The organism is Clostridium magnum DSM 2767, assembly GCF_001623875.1.
Classification (GTDB): domain Bacteria; phylum Bacillota; class Clostridia; order Clostridiales; family Clostridiaceae; genus Clostridium_AM; species Clostridium_AM magnum.
In genome coordinates this window covers 182,270-199,883 of record NZ_LWAE01000008.1, presented here as the reverse complement: position 1 = coordinate 199,883, position 17,614 = coordinate 182,270, and the positions used below count along the sequence as shown (strand labels likewise).

Annotated in this window: 13 protein-coding genes, 2 pseudogenes and 1 riboswitch; of the genes and pseudogenes, 8 read left to right on the top strand and 7 right to left on the bottom strand. The window is 31.8% G+C overall.

Going from position 1 to position 17,614, the window contains the following annotated elements; genetic code table 11:
* Positions 1-77 precede the first annotated feature (77 nt).
* On the top strand, positions 78-785 hold the full coding sequence (locus tag CLMAG_RS24420) for a YoaK family protein (protein WP_066628813.1): 708 nt from the start codon (positions 78-80) through the stop codon (positions 783-785).
* A 127-nt stretch (positions 786-912) separates the two neighbouring features.
* Here the strand turns inward: CLMAG_RS24420 and CLMAG_RS24415 are convergent.
* A pseudogene (locus CLMAG_RS24415) lies at positions 913-1,764 on the bottom strand (family 1 glycosylhydrolase); the annotation flags it as partial.
* Between the two features lie 217 nt (positions 1,765-1,981).
* On the opposite strand from CLMAG_RS24415, the gene CLMAG_RS24410 reads away from it, so the two are divergent.
* Together CLMAG_RS24410 and CLMAG_RS24405 are read left to right on the top strand one after the other, a co-directional pair.
* Complete coding sequence (locus tag CLMAG_RS24410; protein WP_082832070.1) at positions 1,982-2,326, top strand: MurR/RpiR family transcriptional regulator; 345 nt, start codon at positions 1,982-1,984, stop codon at positions 2,324-2,326.
* A gap of 233 nt (positions 2,327-2,559) precedes the next feature.
* Positions 2,560-2,994, top strand: a complete 435-nt coding sequence (locus CLMAG_RS24405; protein ID WP_066628808.1) for a winged helix-turn-helix transcriptional regulator — start codon at positions 2,560-2,562, stop codon at positions 2,992-2,994.
* Positions 2,995-3,220: 226 nt separating this feature from the next.
* Here CLMAG_RS24405 and CLMAG_RS24400 read toward each other — a convergent pair.
* Positions 3,221-3,739, bottom strand: a pseudogene (locus tag CLMAG_RS24400) (elongation factor G); the annotation flags it as partial.
* 473 nt (positions 3,740-4,212) lie between these two features.
* Positions 4,213-4,298, top strand: a riboswitch (cyclic di-GMP riboswitch).
* A gap of 75 nt (positions 4,299-4,373) precedes the next feature.
* Here CLMAG_RS24400 and CLMAG_RS24395 point away from each other — a divergent pair.
* Both CLMAG_RS24395 and CLMAG_RS24390 read left to right on the top strand, forming a co-directional pair.
* The gene (locus CLMAG_RS24395; protein WP_066628802.1) at positions 4,374-5,378 is read left to right on the top strand and encodes a ketoacyl-ACP synthase III; all 1,005 of its coding nucleotides are present in this window, start codon (positions 4,374-4,376) and stop codon (positions 5,376-5,378) included.
* 25 nt (positions 5,379-5,403) lie between these two features.
* Entirely contained in the window at positions 5,404-6,933 is a 1,530-nt protein-coding gene (locus tag CLMAG_RS24390; protein WP_066628800.1) for a methyl-accepting chemotaxis protein, read from the top strand.
* A gap of 62 nt (positions 6,934-6,995) precedes the next feature.
* Here the strand turns inward: CLMAG_RS24390 and rpsR are convergent, their stop codons facing one another.
* Both rpsR and rpsF read right to left on the bottom strand, forming a co-directional pair.
* Positions 6,996-7,247, bottom strand: a complete 252-nt coding sequence (gene rpsR, locus CLMAG_RS24385) for a 30S ribosomal protein S18 (RefSeq protein ID WP_066628798.1) — start codon at positions 7,245-7,247, stop codon at positions 6,996-6,998.
* Positions 7,248-7,426: 179 nt separating this feature from the next.
* On the bottom strand, positions 7,427-7,714 hold the full coding sequence (gene rpsF / locus CLMAG_RS24380; protein WP_066628795.1) for a 30S ribosomal protein S6: 288 nt from the start codon (positions 7,712-7,714) through the stop codon (positions 7,427-7,429).
* A gap of 258 nt (positions 7,715-7,972) precedes the next feature.
* Here rpsF and CLMAG_RS24375 point away from each other — a divergent pair, with 258 nt between their 5' ends.
* The 3 genes from CLMAG_RS24375 to corA all read left to right on the top strand — a co-directional run bounded on the left by CLMAG_RS24375 (position 7,973) and on the right by corA (position 11,208).
* Positions 7,973-8,899 carry a PAS domain-containing protein gene (locus tag CLMAG_RS24375; RefSeq protein ID WP_066628792.1) on the top strand — a complete coding sequence of 309 codons (927 nt, stop codon included), beginning with the start codon at positions 7,973-7,975 and terminating at the stop codon, positions 8,897-8,899.
* Positions 8,900-8,904: 5 nt separating this feature from the next.
* Positions 8,905-10,086, top strand: coding sequence for a putative bifunctional diguanylate cyclase/phosphodiesterase (locus tag CLMAG_RS24370; protein ID WP_066628789.1), 1,182 nt, complete (start codon positions 8,905-8,907; stop codon positions 10,084-10,086).
* Between the two features lie 165 nt (positions 10,087-10,251).
* Entirely contained in the window at positions 10,252-11,208 is a 957-nt protein-coding gene (gene corA / locus CLMAG_RS24365; protein WP_066628787.1) for a magnesium/cobalt transporter CorA, read from the top strand.
* A 58-nt stretch (positions 11,209-11,266) separates the two neighbouring features.
* Here the strand turns inward: corA and CLMAG_RS24360 are convergent, their stop codons facing one another.
* From CLMAG_RS24360 to CLMAG_RS24350, 3 genes are all read right to left on the bottom strand, one after another.
* Complete coding sequence (locus CLMAG_RS24360) at positions 11,267-15,295, bottom strand: beta strand repeat-containing protein (protein ID WP_066628782.1); 4,029 nt, start codon at positions 15,293-15,295, stop codon at positions 11,267-11,269.
* Positions 15,296-15,695: 400 nt separating this feature from the next.
* Positions 15,696-16,280: a rubrerythrin gene (gene rbr / locus CLMAG_RS24355; protein ID WP_066628775.1), complete on the bottom strand. Its 585-nt coding sequence runs from the start codon at positions 16,278-16,280 to the stop codon at positions 15,696-15,698.
* 94 nt (positions 16,281-16,374) lie between these two features.
* Positions 16,375-17,511, bottom strand: a complete 1,137-nt coding sequence (locus CLMAG_RS24350) for an SLC13 family permease (protein ID WP_066628772.1) — start codon at positions 17,509-17,511, stop codon at positions 16,375-16,377.
* Positions 17,512-17,614: the final 103 nt, after the last annotated feature.

Below are 17,614 nucleotides of genomic sequence, written 5' to 3'. Positions count from 1 at the left end.
AGCAGTATTATGAATATAGCTTAAATTAATAGTATAATAGATTTAGTTATTACTTCATTGAAAGGGGATTTTAAATCTTGCTTATTAAAGACATAAATGTAATGCATAAAAACAAATCAAAAATTCATATGCCTAATACGACTTCTGAATCTATTCATCTAGGAATACTTCTTGCGCTAGTTGGAGGACTTTTAGATGCTTATACATTTATAGGTAGAGGTGGCGTTTTTGCCAATGCTCAGACAGGAAATATTGTATTAGTTGGTATAGCAGCTTTAAAAAGAGATTGGATGGAGACCTTAATCCAAGCCCTACCTATTTTTGCATTTATAGTAGGAGTAGTGGTTTCTGAAACCTTAAACAGAACCTCTTCTATTTCTCGTATAAAAAATTCAGAACGTGCCATTTTAATTCTTGAGATAGTACTTCTTTTTATTATTGGATTTATACCTAATAATGTTGGGAATATGCTGGTTAACGTTACAATTTCCTTTGTAGCTTCACTTCAGACTTCTACCTTTAGAAAATTAGTTAACTCTCCTTATGCTACAACTATGTGTACTGGTAATTTACGCTCCGCTTCACAGGCAGCTTATATTGCTTTCACAAAAAAAGATCCAGAATCTGCTATAATATCCCTTCGTTACTTTATAGTAATATTTGCATTTTTACTTGGAGCTTTTTTAGGTGGATTTCTAACCTTATCTGTTGGAGCTAAAGCAGTATGGGGTGCTGTTGTGATATTGATTTGTTCCCTTATCTTACTTAATACAGATGATTGTTAGATTAGTTTTTTTTAAAACATAAGCAAAAACAAAGGTTATTAGTTAACTCAAGTTCTCTAATAACCTTTGTTTTTGCTTTACTCCGTTATCGAAAATTTGGACACATAAGACTATTTACCTTATATACCTATATTTCCTCTCCATTTGATGCAATAACCTTCTTATACCAATGAAAAGACTTTTTCTTTGATCTTGCTAAAGTGCCATTTCCTTCGTTATCTTTATCTACATAGATAAATCCATAACGTTTTTTCATTTCTCCTGTAGTAAAGGAAACACAGTCAATACATCCCCATGGAGTATATCCCATTAAATCAACACCGTCTAATTCAACAGCTTTTTTCATTTCCTTAATATGTGATCCTAAATAGTCTATTCTGTAGCTATCATTACAGGAACCATCTGCTTCTTTAACATCAATAGCACCAAACCCGTTTTCTACTATAAATAGTGGCCGCTCATATCTTTCATATAGAAGATTTAAAGAATATCTAAGTCCTACTGGATCAATTTCCCATCCCCAGTCAGATGCTTTTACATATGGATTTTTAACGCTTGCACTGGATCTAAGAATTGAGTCCTCATTTACAGTATCAACTCCCGACTTAACTGCATCGGACATATAATAACTAAAACCTAAATAATCTACAGTTCCTTCAGCTAGAACTTCAGCATCACCTGGTTCCATCTTTATATTATATCCTTTTCTTTCCCATTCTTTTAACGCATAGGCTGAGTAATGTCCTCTACAGTGTACATCAGCAAAAAAATAGCGGTCATGCATTAATTCAACCTGAAGCATCATGTCGTCAGGATTACATGAGAAGGGGTATATAGGAACAAAGGAACACATGCATCCTATTTTGAAGTCTGGATTAATTTCATGGCCTTTTTTAACTACTATTGCACTAGCAACTAACTCATGATGCACAGCTTGATACATCACTTCTTCTCGATTTTCTCCTTCCTTAAATAAAATCTCCTCCTAATATTGCAATGAATATTTGAACAATATGATTTATTTTACAAAAACAACTTTTTGCTATAATATAATCATACAAAATAAGCATTTATTTTTGAATACTTTACAAGTATAATAGAATGGTATTTCATTTTTTTCGGTTATTTTGCACTAAATTTTAAAATCATGTTTTAAAAGATGTTTAATTCTGTTTCAGAATGGAGCACTGTAACTTATGATAATTTCTAACAACTTAGAATCTATGAACTCTTTTTCTAAGTCAGAAGAAATTTTAGCTAAATATATTCTTAACAAGAAGGAGAATATAGAAAAACTATCAACTAAAGACTTAGCAAATGCTACTTATACATCACCTTCAACAGTGATCCGTTTATCACAAAAATTAGGTTTCAGTGGATGGAATGAATTTAAAGAAAAATATCTCGAAGAACTTCACTACTTAAATAATCACTTCTCTAATATTGATCCTAATTTTCCATTTGAACCCAATGATACTTTGATGAATATTGCTTCAAAAGTTGGTCATTTGGCTTGTGAAACAATTGAAATGATAATTTAGAATATAAAACTAATATTTCCAAAAATATTGAAGAAAGATCTTCAACTAGTTACTTATTAAAAGAGTACTAAATTACTCTTTTAATATTATTTTTAAACTAATAAAACATCTATTAGTCTCCATTTAAGATTATAAATACATATTTTACTTGACTAAATAGTAATTTACTAAATAAAATTATATAGGCGATACCCTATATTATATTAAAAATTGTATAAATGAGGCGAATATTTATGAATGAAAAAAACAAAAAATCAAAGGAAGCTATCTGTGAAATTGAAGTAGCCTTTGGTGTTATAGGCGGAAAGTGGAAACCTCTAATCCTATGGTTTCTTGAAAAATTCTCCACTTTAAGATTTGGACAACTTCAGCATTTGATTCCTGATATAACACACAAGGTGTTGACAAAGCAATTAAGAGAACTTGAAGAAGATCAGCTTATAGAAAGAAAAGTATACCCTGAGGTTCCACCAAAAGTCGAATATTCAATTACAGATAACGGTAGGGAAATAGTCCCTGTTCTTGAAATGCTGTGCGACTGGGCTTTCAAAAATGATTACTTTGGTTATGATATAAAATATAACATATGCGATTTAGATTTAGACTTAGGTGAGTCTAGGATATTAGATAACACTTCCGGTTATTTATCCGATGACTACCCGCTCTAATACTCCCATACGCACTCTGTGAAAGTGATTCACACAAAATCATAGATTTTGGTTCTCTGCTTTTCTCCAAAGTGTATGTCACAAGCGGCTACGCCCCTGAATTCGCTAAACTAAGAATCAGGTGGGGGTTAAATGCCTAAATGGCATTTAACGGGCAAAGCACCGAGTCATAGACGAAACCCCATCTAATTCAAGTTTACACTTCATATCTTTCTTTGGATAAATACTATTTTAAACAATGCATGTACCCTTTTGCTTCATCTCCATTTACCAAAAATCCTTGACCTTTTGAACAGAAGATTGAAGTTGATGTATAGTCAATATCAGCATTTTTATCATATCCTATCTTTTTAACTACATCTTCTTCATCATGGCAAGTATCATATCCGTCAAAGGTAAAATTAATCTTACCCTTTCCCCTTGTTAATGATGTAAATTCCATACTATAATCCATAAAAGCGGCCACAGGCCCTCTTCCTGTTATAATAGCTTTATTATGATAAGTTTCCGGAGCATCAAAGGAACCATTTAACTTTTGTATGTCTGACAACACTCTTCCCATAAAGTCTATATCTACTTCCATTTTAAAGCGGTAATATGGTTCTAATAATGTATTTTCTAGCCCTTGTCTTAAGGCTCTTAAGGTTGCTTCTCTAAAATCTCCTCCACTGGTATGTTTGTTGTGTGCTCTTCCTGTCAATAAAGTAATCTTTAAATCAGTTATAGGTGATCCTGTTAATATGCCACTCTAATTTTTCTAGAAAGCTCTCTATACCAATATCCTGCAGCGCTGAACCGCTTAGACATGGAAATATTTTATTTTCTTTAATCATTTTAATAATAGTTCCACTTTAACAAATAACATTACCAATTTGCATTAAATACTAACATTCTATAATTGATGCTATTTATCATCTAATTACTTACTTTAAATGTATAATTAAGCTATATAATACAAATTATTAAACCACTCTGTTGAATTTCATGAAATTTATGGTATAATTTATATTATTATGCCAGCTAAACAAAATAATAGATGAAGTGAAACTTGAATCAAATGGGTTTTCAAACCCATTTGATTCTTAGTTGAACGAATCCAGGGACGTATCCGCTCTTTACTCCCTCTTTGAGAAAAGCAGCGAACCAAAATCTCTGATTTTGTGCGAGGCGCTTTCACACCGTGCGTAGGGAGTATTAGCGCGGATAGTCATCGGATGAACTTAATAAAGGCAAACTTATTTAAAGGTAAGGACGCAAAGCCATGAGTCTAAAGGATCTTTTCCCATGATAGTCAGGTCGCTAAGTTAACACAGCTTTAAAATAGCATAACTTAGCCATGCTATTTTTTGTTTTTGCATCAAATTATTAGGAGGTTTACTATGCATAAGAATGTACACTTAATCGGAGTTGGAACATATCATCCCAAAAAGCAATTGGACAACCAGTATTTTATCGAACATTTCAAGAAGTATGGAATTGAGGAACATGCTAGAGGTCTTATGAATAAGCTTGGTAGAGAAGTAAGAACTTTAGCTGAGGAAGGCGAAACCAGCGTTACTATGGAAGTAGAAGCAGCTAGTCAGGCGCTCATTAACGCTGGGTTAACTGCACAGGACATTGATATGATTATATCTGTATCAGATACACCAGAATATCTGTCACCTAGCTGTGCTCTTTTAATTAAAAATCAGATTAAAGCAAAAAATGCTTCAGCGGTTTTTGATGTAAATTGTAATTGTATAGGCATGATAACAGGTATAGATGTAGCAAGTAGATATCTAAAAACTGATGATAAATATAAAAGAGTATTAGTTGTTGGTGCCTTTTTAATTAGTCCTTTCTCTAGAAAAGATGATATGGTACTCTTAGGTTGTGCAGCTGATGGTGCAGCTGCAGTAATTCTAGAAAGAAGAGATGAGGAGGATGAAAGAGGTATATTAGGTTCTAGAATGTTTACAGATGATACATACCATTGGTCTATAACCTTTCCAAGCTGCGGATTGACAAATATCCGCGATAACAACATAGATCCAGAAGATAAAAAGATGCTCTGGAAACCCTTTGACTTTAGTTTTCTTTCGGAAAAATGGAGTGATACAATTACACAACTTTTGGACGAGCATGAATACAAACCTAAGGATGTTAGTCATTATTTTATGTCTCAATTTTCAAGAGCGGATCTGGAATTAACCTTAGAAAAACTTGGTTCAGATATAAGCAAAGCCACTTTTGTTGGAAATAAATATGGCTATACAGGATGTACAAGTCCTATTATGGCATTAGATGACAGATTAAAATATCATAAATTTAATAAGGATGATTTAGTTATATTCTGCTCTGTAGCCTCTGGATATTCTATAGGAACTTTGTTGTATAAATGGTAGAAAATTTAAGGAGCTGATTAACAATATGGAAACAAATACAAGTACTATAATCGAATACCAAAAACATACATTAAAATTTGTAATAGTTATTTACTGCATAAGTGTATTTCTTGCCGGTTCAGTATTCATAGTGATGAAACTATTCGGACTATATAATGAAGTAAAATGGCCTCATTTAGCTGGATTGTTTCTACTAGTCATTTTAGAAATAATAATTCTTAGAGTTATGTACAAACAAGCAGTTTTAGATGGAAAACTAAACATGAAGGTGTTTAATAATCTAAAGATAATTATACTTGTACTTTCCTATACAAACTACCTATATATGAATTTTATGATTCCTTCAAAGGAGCTTTGGGTATCAGCTTTCTATATGATTATACTAAGTTCTCTATTCCTAGATAATAAAGTGAATATAGCTTCTGTTATTCTAAGCATTATCTCAGAAGTTATGATATTTACTTTAAATCCCAATACGTTACCTACTCAATTCTTTTTAAGAGAATTGATGCTTAGAATAATTTGTATAACCTTAGTTACATTTGCTATCACAGCTTTTACTACATTTGCGGCTAGTATATTAAAGTCCGTTGAAAAAAATGAGAACGAACTTAAAAAAAATAATGAGAATATAAGTAATTTATTTAACAAAACTACTGAGTTTGCTAAATGTTTACTAAGCTCAAGTGAAACTTTAGCATCTATAGCTTCAGAAGAAAGTGCAGCTATGGAGGAAATATCAGGCACTACTCAATCCGTTACTAAATATACAGAAAAAATATTAAAGGATTCTTCTGAAAATACAAAAGTACTTGATCATCTTCTTGATGCTAATAAATCTATTTCTATAAAAGTTAAGGATACTGAAAATAATTCTGTTAGTTTAATTCATTTATCTAATGAGAATGAAGTAGCATTAAATGAAACTCTAAATATAATAAGCGGTATAAAAAGCAGCATAGACAATACCTTCGATGCCACAAAGATACTTGAGGAAAAGTCTAAGCAAATTGATGAAATACTTCTTATAATAAAACAGATAGCTGAACAAACTAATCTCCTGGCTTTAAATGCATCAATTGAAGCTGCGAGAGCTGGTGAATTTGGAAAAGGCTTTGCAGTTGTTGCAGATGAAATTAGAAAACTTGCTGAGGATACTGGAGCGTCTTTGAATGATGCAACTTCAATTACTAATGAAGTTAAACAAAGGGTTACTGAAGTAGAGCATCTTATGACGGAGAACTGGGAAAAAATAAATAATGGTGATGCTATTATAACTAACGCAGTTGAAAATATAAAAACTATGCTGACTAGATTAAAGAATTCAGGAAGCAATATTAAGGAGATAAGTGAATTAACTAATACACTCTTAACAGAAACCCAAAATATTGTTACATTTAATAATGATATTTACAAAACTATAAAAGAAACCACTTCAAATTTCAATTTAGTTGAAAAATCTATAAATGAAAATCTAGCAGTAAGCGAAGAGTTGACGAGCAGTGCTGAAAGTTTAAAGAATATGGCTGTTGAGATGAATAAGTTAATTAGTTAAACATAACCATTGGATAAATAAAAAAGCTGAAGAATATACAACGTTTATTCTCCAGCTTTGATTTATTCTGTTGTAAATGGTAATAATGCTATGTTTCTTGCTCTCTTTATAGCATCAGTAAGTGATCTTTGATGCTTAGCACAAGCACCGGAAATTCTTCTTGGAAGAATCTTTCCTTTTTCTGTAACATATTTTCTTAGCTTATTTATATCTTTATAATCTATAAATTCAACTTTATCCATACAAAAAGAACAAACTTTTCTTTTAGTTCTTCTCATCTTAGCTGAATTTCTTCCGCCTTCTCTATATGCCATGCTTATCCCTCCTTACCTTTAAGAATCGGATACCTCCATCATTAACTGGAGTCATATCCTTCCCTTATGTTTCTTAATTAAAAACCTTGAGTTTTTCCAAATTCTCCAGGCATATTATCGTCAAATGACTATACTTCAGCTCTATTTCCACTTCCCATTCAGGAAAATTAAAACATCACTTATTTTTCGTTTTTAACGATTATGTGTCTTACAACAGCATCTGATATTCTGAATACTCTGTCTAACTCTTTTGGTAATTCAGGGTTAGCATCGAAGTGTACTAAAGTGTAGAATCCTTCTCCAACTTTGTTTATTTCATAAGCAAGCTTTCTCTTACCCCAGAAATCAACATTTTCTATTACTCCCCCACCATTTTCTATTACTCCCTTAAACTTTTCAACGTTAGCTTTAACAGCTTCTTCATCTAAAGATGGGTGTAATATGAATATAGTTTCATACTTTCTCATTTGATTTCACCTCCTCCCCTTGGACTATCGGCTGTGTTTCACACAGCAGGGATTACAATTTTGTATTTTACCACTAATTTGATTAAAAAACAACATTTTTTTGTTCTTTTCATCATTCTTCCAAATACAAACAAAATATCCCATTATTTTACCAAATAACTTGTATTTATTAATCAAATTTGATAAGCTTTAATTATGTTTTAATCAAAAAATTATAAGGAATAGCGTTTTATATTTTATTAAAAAGTGGTGATATTATTGTTGCATTTATTACGAAAAATAAAGTCCTACTTCCATAAAAACATTGAAATAGATAAAGACATTAATTACTATCTAAATTCTAATTATCAGATACATCCATACTCTGAATCTATAAAGATTGCACTTATTTATGGAGTAGTAGGAACATTATGGATTTTATTATCTGATGAATTTTTAAGTACAATTGTTAGCAATGTTGATGCATATAAAGAACTTGCTACATATAAAGGATGGGCCTATGTATTTATAACTATGATATTAATTTATTCTCTTGTCCTAAAAAGACTTGTTCTCTTTGAAAAAGCAATAAAAAAAATTTATAGTAACTTTGAAGATTTAAATGCTGCTAATGAAGAATCAATAGCCTTAGAAGAAGAGTTAAGACAACAATTTGATGAGTTAGAAATCCATAGAAATGCACTTATTGTTAGTGAACAGAGATATGAATTAGCAGTTGAAGGAGCTGATTGTGGTATCTGGGATTGGGATATAAAAAACGGTATACACTATGTTTCCCCAAAATGGAAGACTTATCTTGGTTACTGTGAAAATGAACTAGATAATAATTTTGATACCTGGGCAAATTTACTTCACCCTGATGAAAAAGAATCTGTTATATCAAAGGTGGATAACTATATTTTATCAAAGACTGGCTCCTACGAGAACGTATATAGAATGCTATGTAAGGATGGGAATTACAAATGGATATTAAGTAAGGGTAAAGCAATATGGAATTCAGAGGGTAAAGCTATTAGACTAGCTGGTTCCTTTACAGATATTTCTGAACATAAACATATAGAGGATAGGCTTAATTTATTAGCTTATTACGATACATTAACAGAATTACCTAATAGAGTATTATTTGAAATAAAAGTAAAGGAGTTAATATATGAAAAAATAAATCTAATACAAAATTTGCTTTAATTTATATGGATATAGATAATTTCAAACATATAAATGATACTTTAGGACATATGTCAGGGGATTTATTCCTAAAATATATTTCTGATATATTAAAATCTCAAGTGAAAATTCCTGATTTCGCTGCAAGATTAAGTGGGGATGAATTTGCTATTATAATTGAAAATATTAATGATAAAAATGATGTTATTAATAGAATACAGATTTTATTGAAACATTTAAGAAAACCATGGATGCTTGATAACCACGAATTCTTTATTTCCTTCAGTATTGGAGTAGCAATATATCCAGAGCATGGGGATACTTTATCCTTATTGCTTAAAAATTCTGATATAGCTATGTATTATGTTAAGAAAAATATGAAAGACGACTATTGTTTCTATTCACATGATATACAGGCGGAAAATGTAAAGCAAATAATAATGATAAATGAACTTAGACATGCTATTGATAATGAAGAATTTGCTCTTGTCTATCAGCCAATAATTAATTTAAATAGTGGAAAATTAATTGGAGTAGAATCCTTGATACGGTGGATTGATCCTATAAAGGGAGTAATTTCTCCAATGGAATTTATTCCATTAGCTGAAGAAACTGGCCTTATTCACGAGATAGGCAAATGGGTATTAAAGACAGCCTTATTCCAAAAGAAGACCTGGGAGGAACAGGGATACCCTCATATAAAAATGTCAGTAAATATTTCTGGGAAGAGAGTTACCAATAGTGATCTTATAAATGAAGTTAGAGAATTAATATTAAAAACAAATTTAAACTCTAACGAAATTCAACTTGAAGTAACTGAAACGGCAGTTATGGAAGACATAAATACATCAACTAGAGTTTTAAAAGAACTAAGAGATATGGGAGTTAAGATTGCTCTTGATGATTTTGGTACAGGATATTCTTCATTAACATATTTGGAAAGACTCCCGATAGATATTGTTAAACTTGATAGAAATTTTATTAAAGGTATTTCAAATGTGGGACAAAGCAATGTGATAGTAGAATCTGTTATTAAGCTTACACATGATTTGAATTTGGGCATAGTTGCAGAAGGCATAGAGACTAAAAATCAATTGGAATTTTTGATATTAAATAATTGTGATTATGGGCAAGGATATTTATTTAGTAAACCTGTTACAGAAAAAGAAATCGAAAAATTATTGCTAGAAAATCTGATTTATGTATAATCGCAAATGAAGCTTAAAATCATATGGGGATTAAATGCCGCTTAGGCATCTAATTCCCATATAATTTTAACCTCCACAGAATACGTAACTATTGAAAATTGACATTAATATTTATAAGTAGTAATATTTACATGAAAATATACAATATTCTTGGAGGATATATATATGATTCATACATTAGCTATCACAAAAGATATGAAATTAGAAAAAGACCTACCAATAAGTGAGCTTGATGGGCCAAATATAAAATGGTATTGGGTTGATTTCGATTGCTCTGATGAAACTGAATCTGCTATATTAGATACCCATTTTAATTTTCATCATCTAGCAATCGAAGATTGTCTACATTTCCTACAAAGACCAAAACTTGATTATTATGAGGACTATAATTTTTTTGTTCTTCATGTATTAAATGATCAGGATTTGACGCCCCATGAACTGGATGTGTTTGTTGGGGATAACTTTATAGTATCTTTTCATAAAACTCACCTTAAAGAGATTGAAGAAGCATGGTCGAAAATCATTTCTACTGAAAAAAACTGGCGTGATGGCAGCATATATGTCTTCTATCATATACTTGACAAGTTAGTGGATCATTATTTTCCCGCTGTATATAAACTTGAAGATCAAATAAATGTGATTGATGATAACGTAAAAGGTGCATCCTTACGAAAACTCTTAGATAGAATTTTTGAGATCCGTTCAGATCTTTTAAAGCTAAGAAGAATAATAATTCAAATGCGTGATCTTGTATACAGAATTTTAAACTCAAATCATCTAAAGGATATTGAAAGAAAGCATGTATACTTTTCTGATATATATGATCACCTTCTACGACTTGCAGATATGATGGAATCAAGCCTATCCTTAACCTCTGAACTTAGGGATAGTTACATTTCGGTAAATTCACATAAGATGAATAAGATAATGATGTTATTAACTGTAGTTACTACAATATTTATTCCTCTTACCTTTATAGTTGGAGTTTACGGAATGAATTTTAAGTATATGCCTGAGTTAGAATTTAGATATGGTTATTTTGTAGTACTAGGTGTTATGTTATTTATTGGGGTATTTATGTTTACATGGTTCAAAAGAAAAGGTTGGTTTGATATTGATTAAAAAGAATTAGATGGGGACATAGATAATCCCCATTTAATTAATAACTTTAAGTTATATTCTAATTCTCAGCCACATAACTAATCTTAGTTCTACTACTTTCATTCTTACCAAGACTTGTTACTGATATATATATACTTCCTGATGCCGCACTAAGCTGAGGTATAGTAATAATGGCTTGCGTTCCATTAGAGGATACTGTTGCAGTACCAATTAAATTTCCTCCAGTTGATGCATCATATACTTTTATAACGTCACTTGGTGCTAGATTATTTACAGTTATAATGTCAGATGTTCCCACAGTATTATTCACTATGTTCACATTTCCTGAATAAAGAGCAGTTGAAGTTTGTTCTGCAATATAACCTGCCTTTGTTCTCTTACTCTCACCTTTTCCAAAGTTTGTAACAGAAACATACACACTACCTGAAGCTGTAGTTAACTGTGAAACTGTAACAGTAGCTTCAGTGCTATTAGCTGATACAATAGCATATCCTAATAAATTACCATTAGTTGAAGCATCATATACCTTAACTATATCATTAGCTGTTAACCCTCTAACTGTTATTATATCTGATATTACAGCATTGTTATCAATAGATATATTTCCCACCACTGGTGCAGTAGATTCTGCTGAATAACTTGCTTGAGTTCTACTACTCTCCGTTTTTCCAGATCTTATCACTGAGACATATATACTTCCTACATTTGATCCAAGCTGTGATACACTAATAACTGCCTCAGACTCACCACTTACCACTGTTGCAGTCCCTAGTACACTTCCACCTGTAGCAGCAGTATAAACTTTAACTATATCACCTGCAGATACTCCTGTTACATAAATCGTATCAGCTGTTCCAGCATTATTTTCTATAACTATGTCCTCTTCAGCTAGAGGATCAGATTGGGCTTCAGTACTATATTCTACTGCTGTTCTACTACTTTCTATTTTTCCTGTGCTTTTTATAGACACATAAATAGTTCCCGAACCAGTACCAAGCTGTGCTATTGTCACTGTAGCTGACATAGTGTATGAGTTTACTACAGCATTACCTAATAGGTTTCCACCAGTAGCTTTATCATATACATTAACTACATCATTTGGTTGAAGTCCTGTTAATTCTACAGTATCGCTTATGGATGCATTATTAGTTACAGTTATATTTAAAGCGTTAGGCGGAGTACTCTCTGTCTTTCCAGAAAAAGCAGCCTCCGTTCTGTCACTCTCAAGTTTTCCCTTACTAGTAACAGATACATACACCTTTCCTGCATCAGAACCAAGTTGAGTAATAGGTATAGTCACTGCTGTATCGTATGTACTAACTGTTCCTGAACCAAGTAAATTACCTACTTTAGAGTCATCATATACTTTTACTATATCGCCATAGGTTAATCCATCTACTTTTACTGTGCTAGCTATTCCTGCATTATTTACAATAGTTATTTTACTTGCTGAAGGTGAATTTGACAGAGCCTCTGCAGAAAATGCTGCTTGAGTTCTATCACTTTCACCTTTATTAGTACTAGTTACAGAAACATATATATTACCTGAATCAGTTCCTAATTGAGAAATTGAAACCGTAGCTTCTGTAGCATAATTTGCAACAGTTGCAGCTACAAGTAAAGTACCACCTTGAGCTGAGTCATATACCTGTACTAAATCATTAACAGAAAGTCCCTTTACTTGTATAGTATCATCTATCCCTGCATTATTTGTAGCAATTATATTAGCAGCCCCTGGAGCAGTAGATTTTGGCTCAGCTGAATAGTCAACCTTTACTCTGTCACTTTCAGCTTTATTTGAGCTAATTCGAGACACATAAACACTTCCTGAGATCGTTCCAAGTTGAGCAATAGATATACTAGCCTTCGTGTCACCTGCTGCCACTGTGGCAGACCCAAGCAAAGTTCCTCCCTTTGCCAAATCATATACTTTAATAATATCATTCTGAGAAGCACCAGTTACATCAATAGCATCTGCACTTCCTGATCTATTTGTAATTAGTATATTGCTTGTACTCAGAGCATCAGAAATAGCCTCCGGAGAATAGCTTACTTGTACCCTATCACTTTCAAGTTTATTTATTTCTGTTAAAGACACATAAATACTGCCTGCATCAGTACCAAGTTGTGAAATTGTTATTGTTCCATATGTATCACCAGCGGATACTGTGGCTGTACCTAATAAGTTTCCTCCCTTTGCAGCATCATACACTTTTACTACTTGATTTGTTGAAACACCAGATACCTGTACAATATCATTTGCTCCTACATTATTAGTAACAACTATATTATTTGTATCTAAGGTTTTAGATTTATTTTCTGCACCATAATCAATTTTCACTCTAGAACTTTCACTTTTACTTTTACCGGTTACAGAAACATATATGCTTCCTGCTGAAATTCCAAGTTGATTTATTGATATATTGGCAGTTGTATCACTATCTCCTACTGTCGCAGAACCAAGCAAATTTCCGCCGCTAGAACTATCATAGACCTTTATCAAATCACCAGCAGTTAAATCGGAAGCATATACAGTATCTGCCTTTCCTGAATTATTAGCAACTATAACATTATCTCCATCTACACTGCTGGATTTTCCTTCCGCAGTATAATCAACCTGTATTCTATTACTTTCTAATTTATTTTCAGCAGTTATAGAAACATATATTGATCCTGCTGCAGTTCCAAGTTGTGATATAGTAATAGTTGCATCTACAGCACCAGATGCTACTGTTGTAGTACCTAACAAACTACTACCAGTAGATGAACTGTATACCTTGATTACATCACCTTCTACAACTCCCGAAACATATACAGTATCAGATCTTCCTGCATTATTAGTGACTGTTATATTTGAAATATCTACTGCGCTAGATTGGTTTTCTGCAGAGTAATTTACTTTTTCCCTTGAACTTTCAAGCATACCTGAACTTGTAGTAGATATATAAACAGTTCCAGTAGAAGTTCCAAGTTGTCCTATGCTAACTGTTGCATCACCATTTGATGATGCCGTTGCTGATCCCAGTAATTTTCCACCGGTTGAAGTATTATATACATTTACCTTATCTCCTGATACAAGACCTGTAACATATACAGTATCTGCTTTGCCTGAATTATTAGTAATAATTATGCTATCAGTTGATACTGAGTCTGATTTGCCTTCAGGTGAAAAATTCACTTCAGTTCTACTGCTTTCTAGCATTCCAGAACTTGCAACAGAAATATAAATATTTCCCGAACTCGTTCCAAGTTGTGATATACTAAATGTTGCCTCTGTCTTACCTGCACCAACTGTTGCAGATCCCAGTAACTTTCCCCCACTAGCTTCAGTATATATATTTACCTTATCCTTAGGAGCTAGTCCACTAATATATATTGTGTCCGCTTTGCCTGAGTTATTTGTAATTGTTACGTTATCAGAATCTATCCCTTCAGACTGGCCCTCTCCTGAATAATCAGCTTTTATTCTTCCACTTTCATGCATTCCTTTACTTGTAACTGAAACATATATGCTTCCACTGGATACCCCAAGTTGCGAAATGGATTTAGTTACATCTGTCTTACTTCCACCTACTGTAGCTGACCCCAATAATTTCCCACCAATAGCCGCAGTATATATATTTATCTTATCATTAGGAGCAAGCCCACATACATATATTGTATCTGCTTTTCCTGAATTATTTGTAATAGTTATATTATCAGTTAAAGGCTCTTCTGATTCGGCCTCTCCTGAATAACTAATCTCAGCTCTACTGCTTTCAGTCATTCCTGATGAGGTAACAGTTATGTATACACTTCCTTCTGTGCTTCCAACTTGAGCAACAGATATTGTTACATCACCTTTAGCACTTGTTACAGTTTTTTTCCCTATAGCCTTCCCTTCAGTAGCAGCATTATATACAGTTACTATATCTCCTTTTATGACCCCAGTAATATATATAGTATCTGCTTTTCCTACATTGTTTGTAATTTTCACTTCATTAGGGCTGGGTGCAACAGAAACACCAGATGCTTGTACTGCATTCCCTTGAAATAAGGTGTAAGACAATAGCAACAAACTTAAAGATTTTGACAAACATTTTTTCATTATTCTAGCTTCTCCCCTTGTTTTTATAAATAGTTGATGGAATTTACTTTTTATTTTGTTAACACTCCTTTCTGTTATAATTGAACTATGTCCTGTGCTTATTATGAAATATTTAGACTTTTTTCCATCATATCACTTCAATGTTACAGTTTTGTTACAATTTTGTCACAGCACTGTTTCATTTTACACATACTTACAATTTTCTTGTTGTATTCAATAAATTTTTACAACAACAACAGTTATATCAATGTTGAAAATCATTCAACATTCTCAAACCAAAATTCACAATTTATAATATAATAAAAATCACTATCATAATTTATTGATCTTCAATAAATATAGATAGTGATTTTTGTAATTATAAAAGCTGAATATTAAAATTGTAATTATCTTTTGTTAATTAATAAGTTTCAACAAATACCTCAAAGTATCCTTGAGGATGTATACAAGCTGGACATACTTCTGGTGCAGATTCTCCTTCGTGAATATATCCGCAGTTATTGCATTTCCATAGAACAGCTTTATCCTTTTTAAATATTGTATCATTTTCTATATTACTAAGTAGTTTTCTATATCTTGCTTCATGGTGCTTTTCTACTTCAGCTATTTTTCTAAAAGCTACTGCTACAGCTGGAAATCCTTCCTGTTCTGCAACTTCTGCAAACTTAGGGTATAGCTCTACCCACTCCTCATTCTCTCCATTTGCAGCTGAAAGAAGATTAGCTTTTGTATCTCCTAACCCTACAGGAAAAGCCGCATTAATCTCAACTGTCTCTCCATTTAAGCTTTCATTTAAAAACTTTAGAAACCTTTTAGCATGCTCCTTTTCGTTTTCAGCTGTTTCTATAAATAAATTATAAATTTGCACATATCCTTCCTTTTTTGCTGCAGATGCAAAATATGTATATTTATTTCTTGCCTGACACTCACCTGCAAAAGCTTTCATTAAATTTTCAGCAGTTTTCGTTCCTTTTAGTGATTTCATAAAAAATTCCTCCTTATTATGTTATAAGCATTTTCTATATAAATTATATATTCTAAATATATATTCTAAGTTTTCTACGAAAATCCTTCTAAATTTACAAATAATTAATATATAAATAACTTATAAATGTAAATATCAATAAACTTACAAAATTATATACGTTAAACTTATTCAAATATACTTTATTTTTCTCTTCATTTTCATTCATGTATATTTTATATGAAATAAGACTTGCCAATGAGGCTATAAGGGTACCCATCCCCCCGACATTCACCCCCAAAAGAACTTCCTTCCAATTATCTGTAAACCCTGATACTAATATGGAACAGGGAACATTACTTACTATCTGGCTAAGTAATATAGATGAAAAATAGGGCATATTTGGCTTTTGAAGAAAATGCTTTAAGTATTCCTGTACTGACTCAATATTAGATATATTCCCAATAAACACAAAAAAACATATAAAAGTAGCTAACAGAAAGTAATCTACTTCTCTTATAAGGTACTTGTCCATGAAAATTATACACAATAATGTAGCTAAGAAAGTATATCTGTAATCTACCAATCCAAATACAGAAAATACTATAAATAGGAAAAGAATAAAATATATAATCGCCCTCTTTTTATCTTCTATATGTACAGTTTTAAAGGAAAGATTTATTTCTTCCTTTAAAACGCTTTTATTCAGTAATAAAAGCCACATCATACCAAGAACCACAAAAGGCATTGTGACAGAAAAAAACTGTAATGCATTTAAATTGTATTGAGTAAATAAAAATAAATTTTGAGGGTTTCCCATAGGTGTTAGACTGCTTCCTATATTAGCTGCTAAGGTTTGAATTATTATTGTTTTCATAGAGTCAACCTTTGCCTTTTTAAAGGTAAATATAGCTAATGGAACAAAAGTAAGCAATGCCACATCATTAGTAACCAACATAGACGCAAAAAAGGTTACTATTACAAATACTCTGGAAACGGTTCTAGTATTTTTACATTTCGATAAAATCTCCAGAGCGATCTTATCCATAACTTTTAAGCTTTCAAAAGCGGAAATTATTATCATTAAGTTAAAAAGCAATGCCAGTACTTTAAAGTTTATATAGGATATTTGAGGTTTTATAAAAAAAGAAGTGGAAATTGCAAGTAATAAAGATATACTAAATACTTTTTCATTTTTTAGTTTTTCAACAAAAGAATATATGCCGTTAGAACCTAAAGTTACACTTTTCATATGATTTATCTCCTTTAAACAAAAATACCCTTCACTATTATACAAATAGAAGTTAGTATTTACAACCTTTTAATATATATGAATAATTATTTCATTATGCCAG

What these genes read in the sequence shown, in the direction of transcription:
- CLMAG_RS24410 (WP_082832070.1), top strand. Translation starts at nt 1,982, where the DNA reads ATGATAATTTCTAACAACTTAGAATCTATGAACTCTTTTTCTAAGTCA.
- CLMAG_RS24405 (WP_066628808.1), top strand. Translation starts at nt 2,560, where the DNA reads ATGAATGAAAAAAACAAAAAATCAAAGGAAGCTATCTGTGAAATTGAA.
- CLMAG_RS24350 (WP_066628772.1), bottom strand. Translation starts at nt 17,511, where the DNA reads ATGAAAAGTGTAACTTTAGGTTCTAACGGCATATATTCTTTTGTTGAA.
- CLMAG_RS24390 (WP_066628800.1), top strand. Translation starts at nt 5,404, where the DNA reads ATGGAAACAAATACAAGTACTATAATCGAATACCAAAAACATACATTA.
- CLMAG_RS24370 (WP_066628789.1), top strand. Translation starts at nt 8,905, where the DNA reads ATGGATATAGATAATTTCAAACATATAAATGATACTTTAGGACATATG.
- rbr (WP_066628775.1), bottom strand. Translation starts at nt 16,280, where the DNA reads ATGAAATCACTAAAAGGAACGAAAACTGCTGAAAATTTAATGAAAGCT.
- CLMAG_RS24360 (WP_066628782.1), bottom strand. Translation starts at nt 15,295, where the DNA reads ATGAAAAAATGTTTGTCAAAATCTTTAAGTTTGTTGCTATTGTCTTAC.
- CLMAG_RS24395 (WP_066628802.1), top strand. Translation starts at nt 4,374, where the DNA reads ATGCATAAGAATGTACACTTAATCGGAGTTGGAACATATCATCCCAAA.
- rpsF (WP_066628795.1), bottom strand. Translation starts at nt 7,714, where the DNA reads ATGAGAAAGTATGAAACTATATTCATATTACACCCATCTTTAGATGAA.
- corA (WP_066628787.1), top strand. Translation starts at nt 10,252, where the DNA reads ATGATTCATACATTAGCTATCACAAAAGATATGAAATTAGAAAAAGAC.
- rpsR (WP_066628798.1), bottom strand. Translation starts at nt 7,247, where the DNA reads ATGGCATATAGAGAAGGCGGAAGAAATTCAGCTAAGATGAGAAGAACT.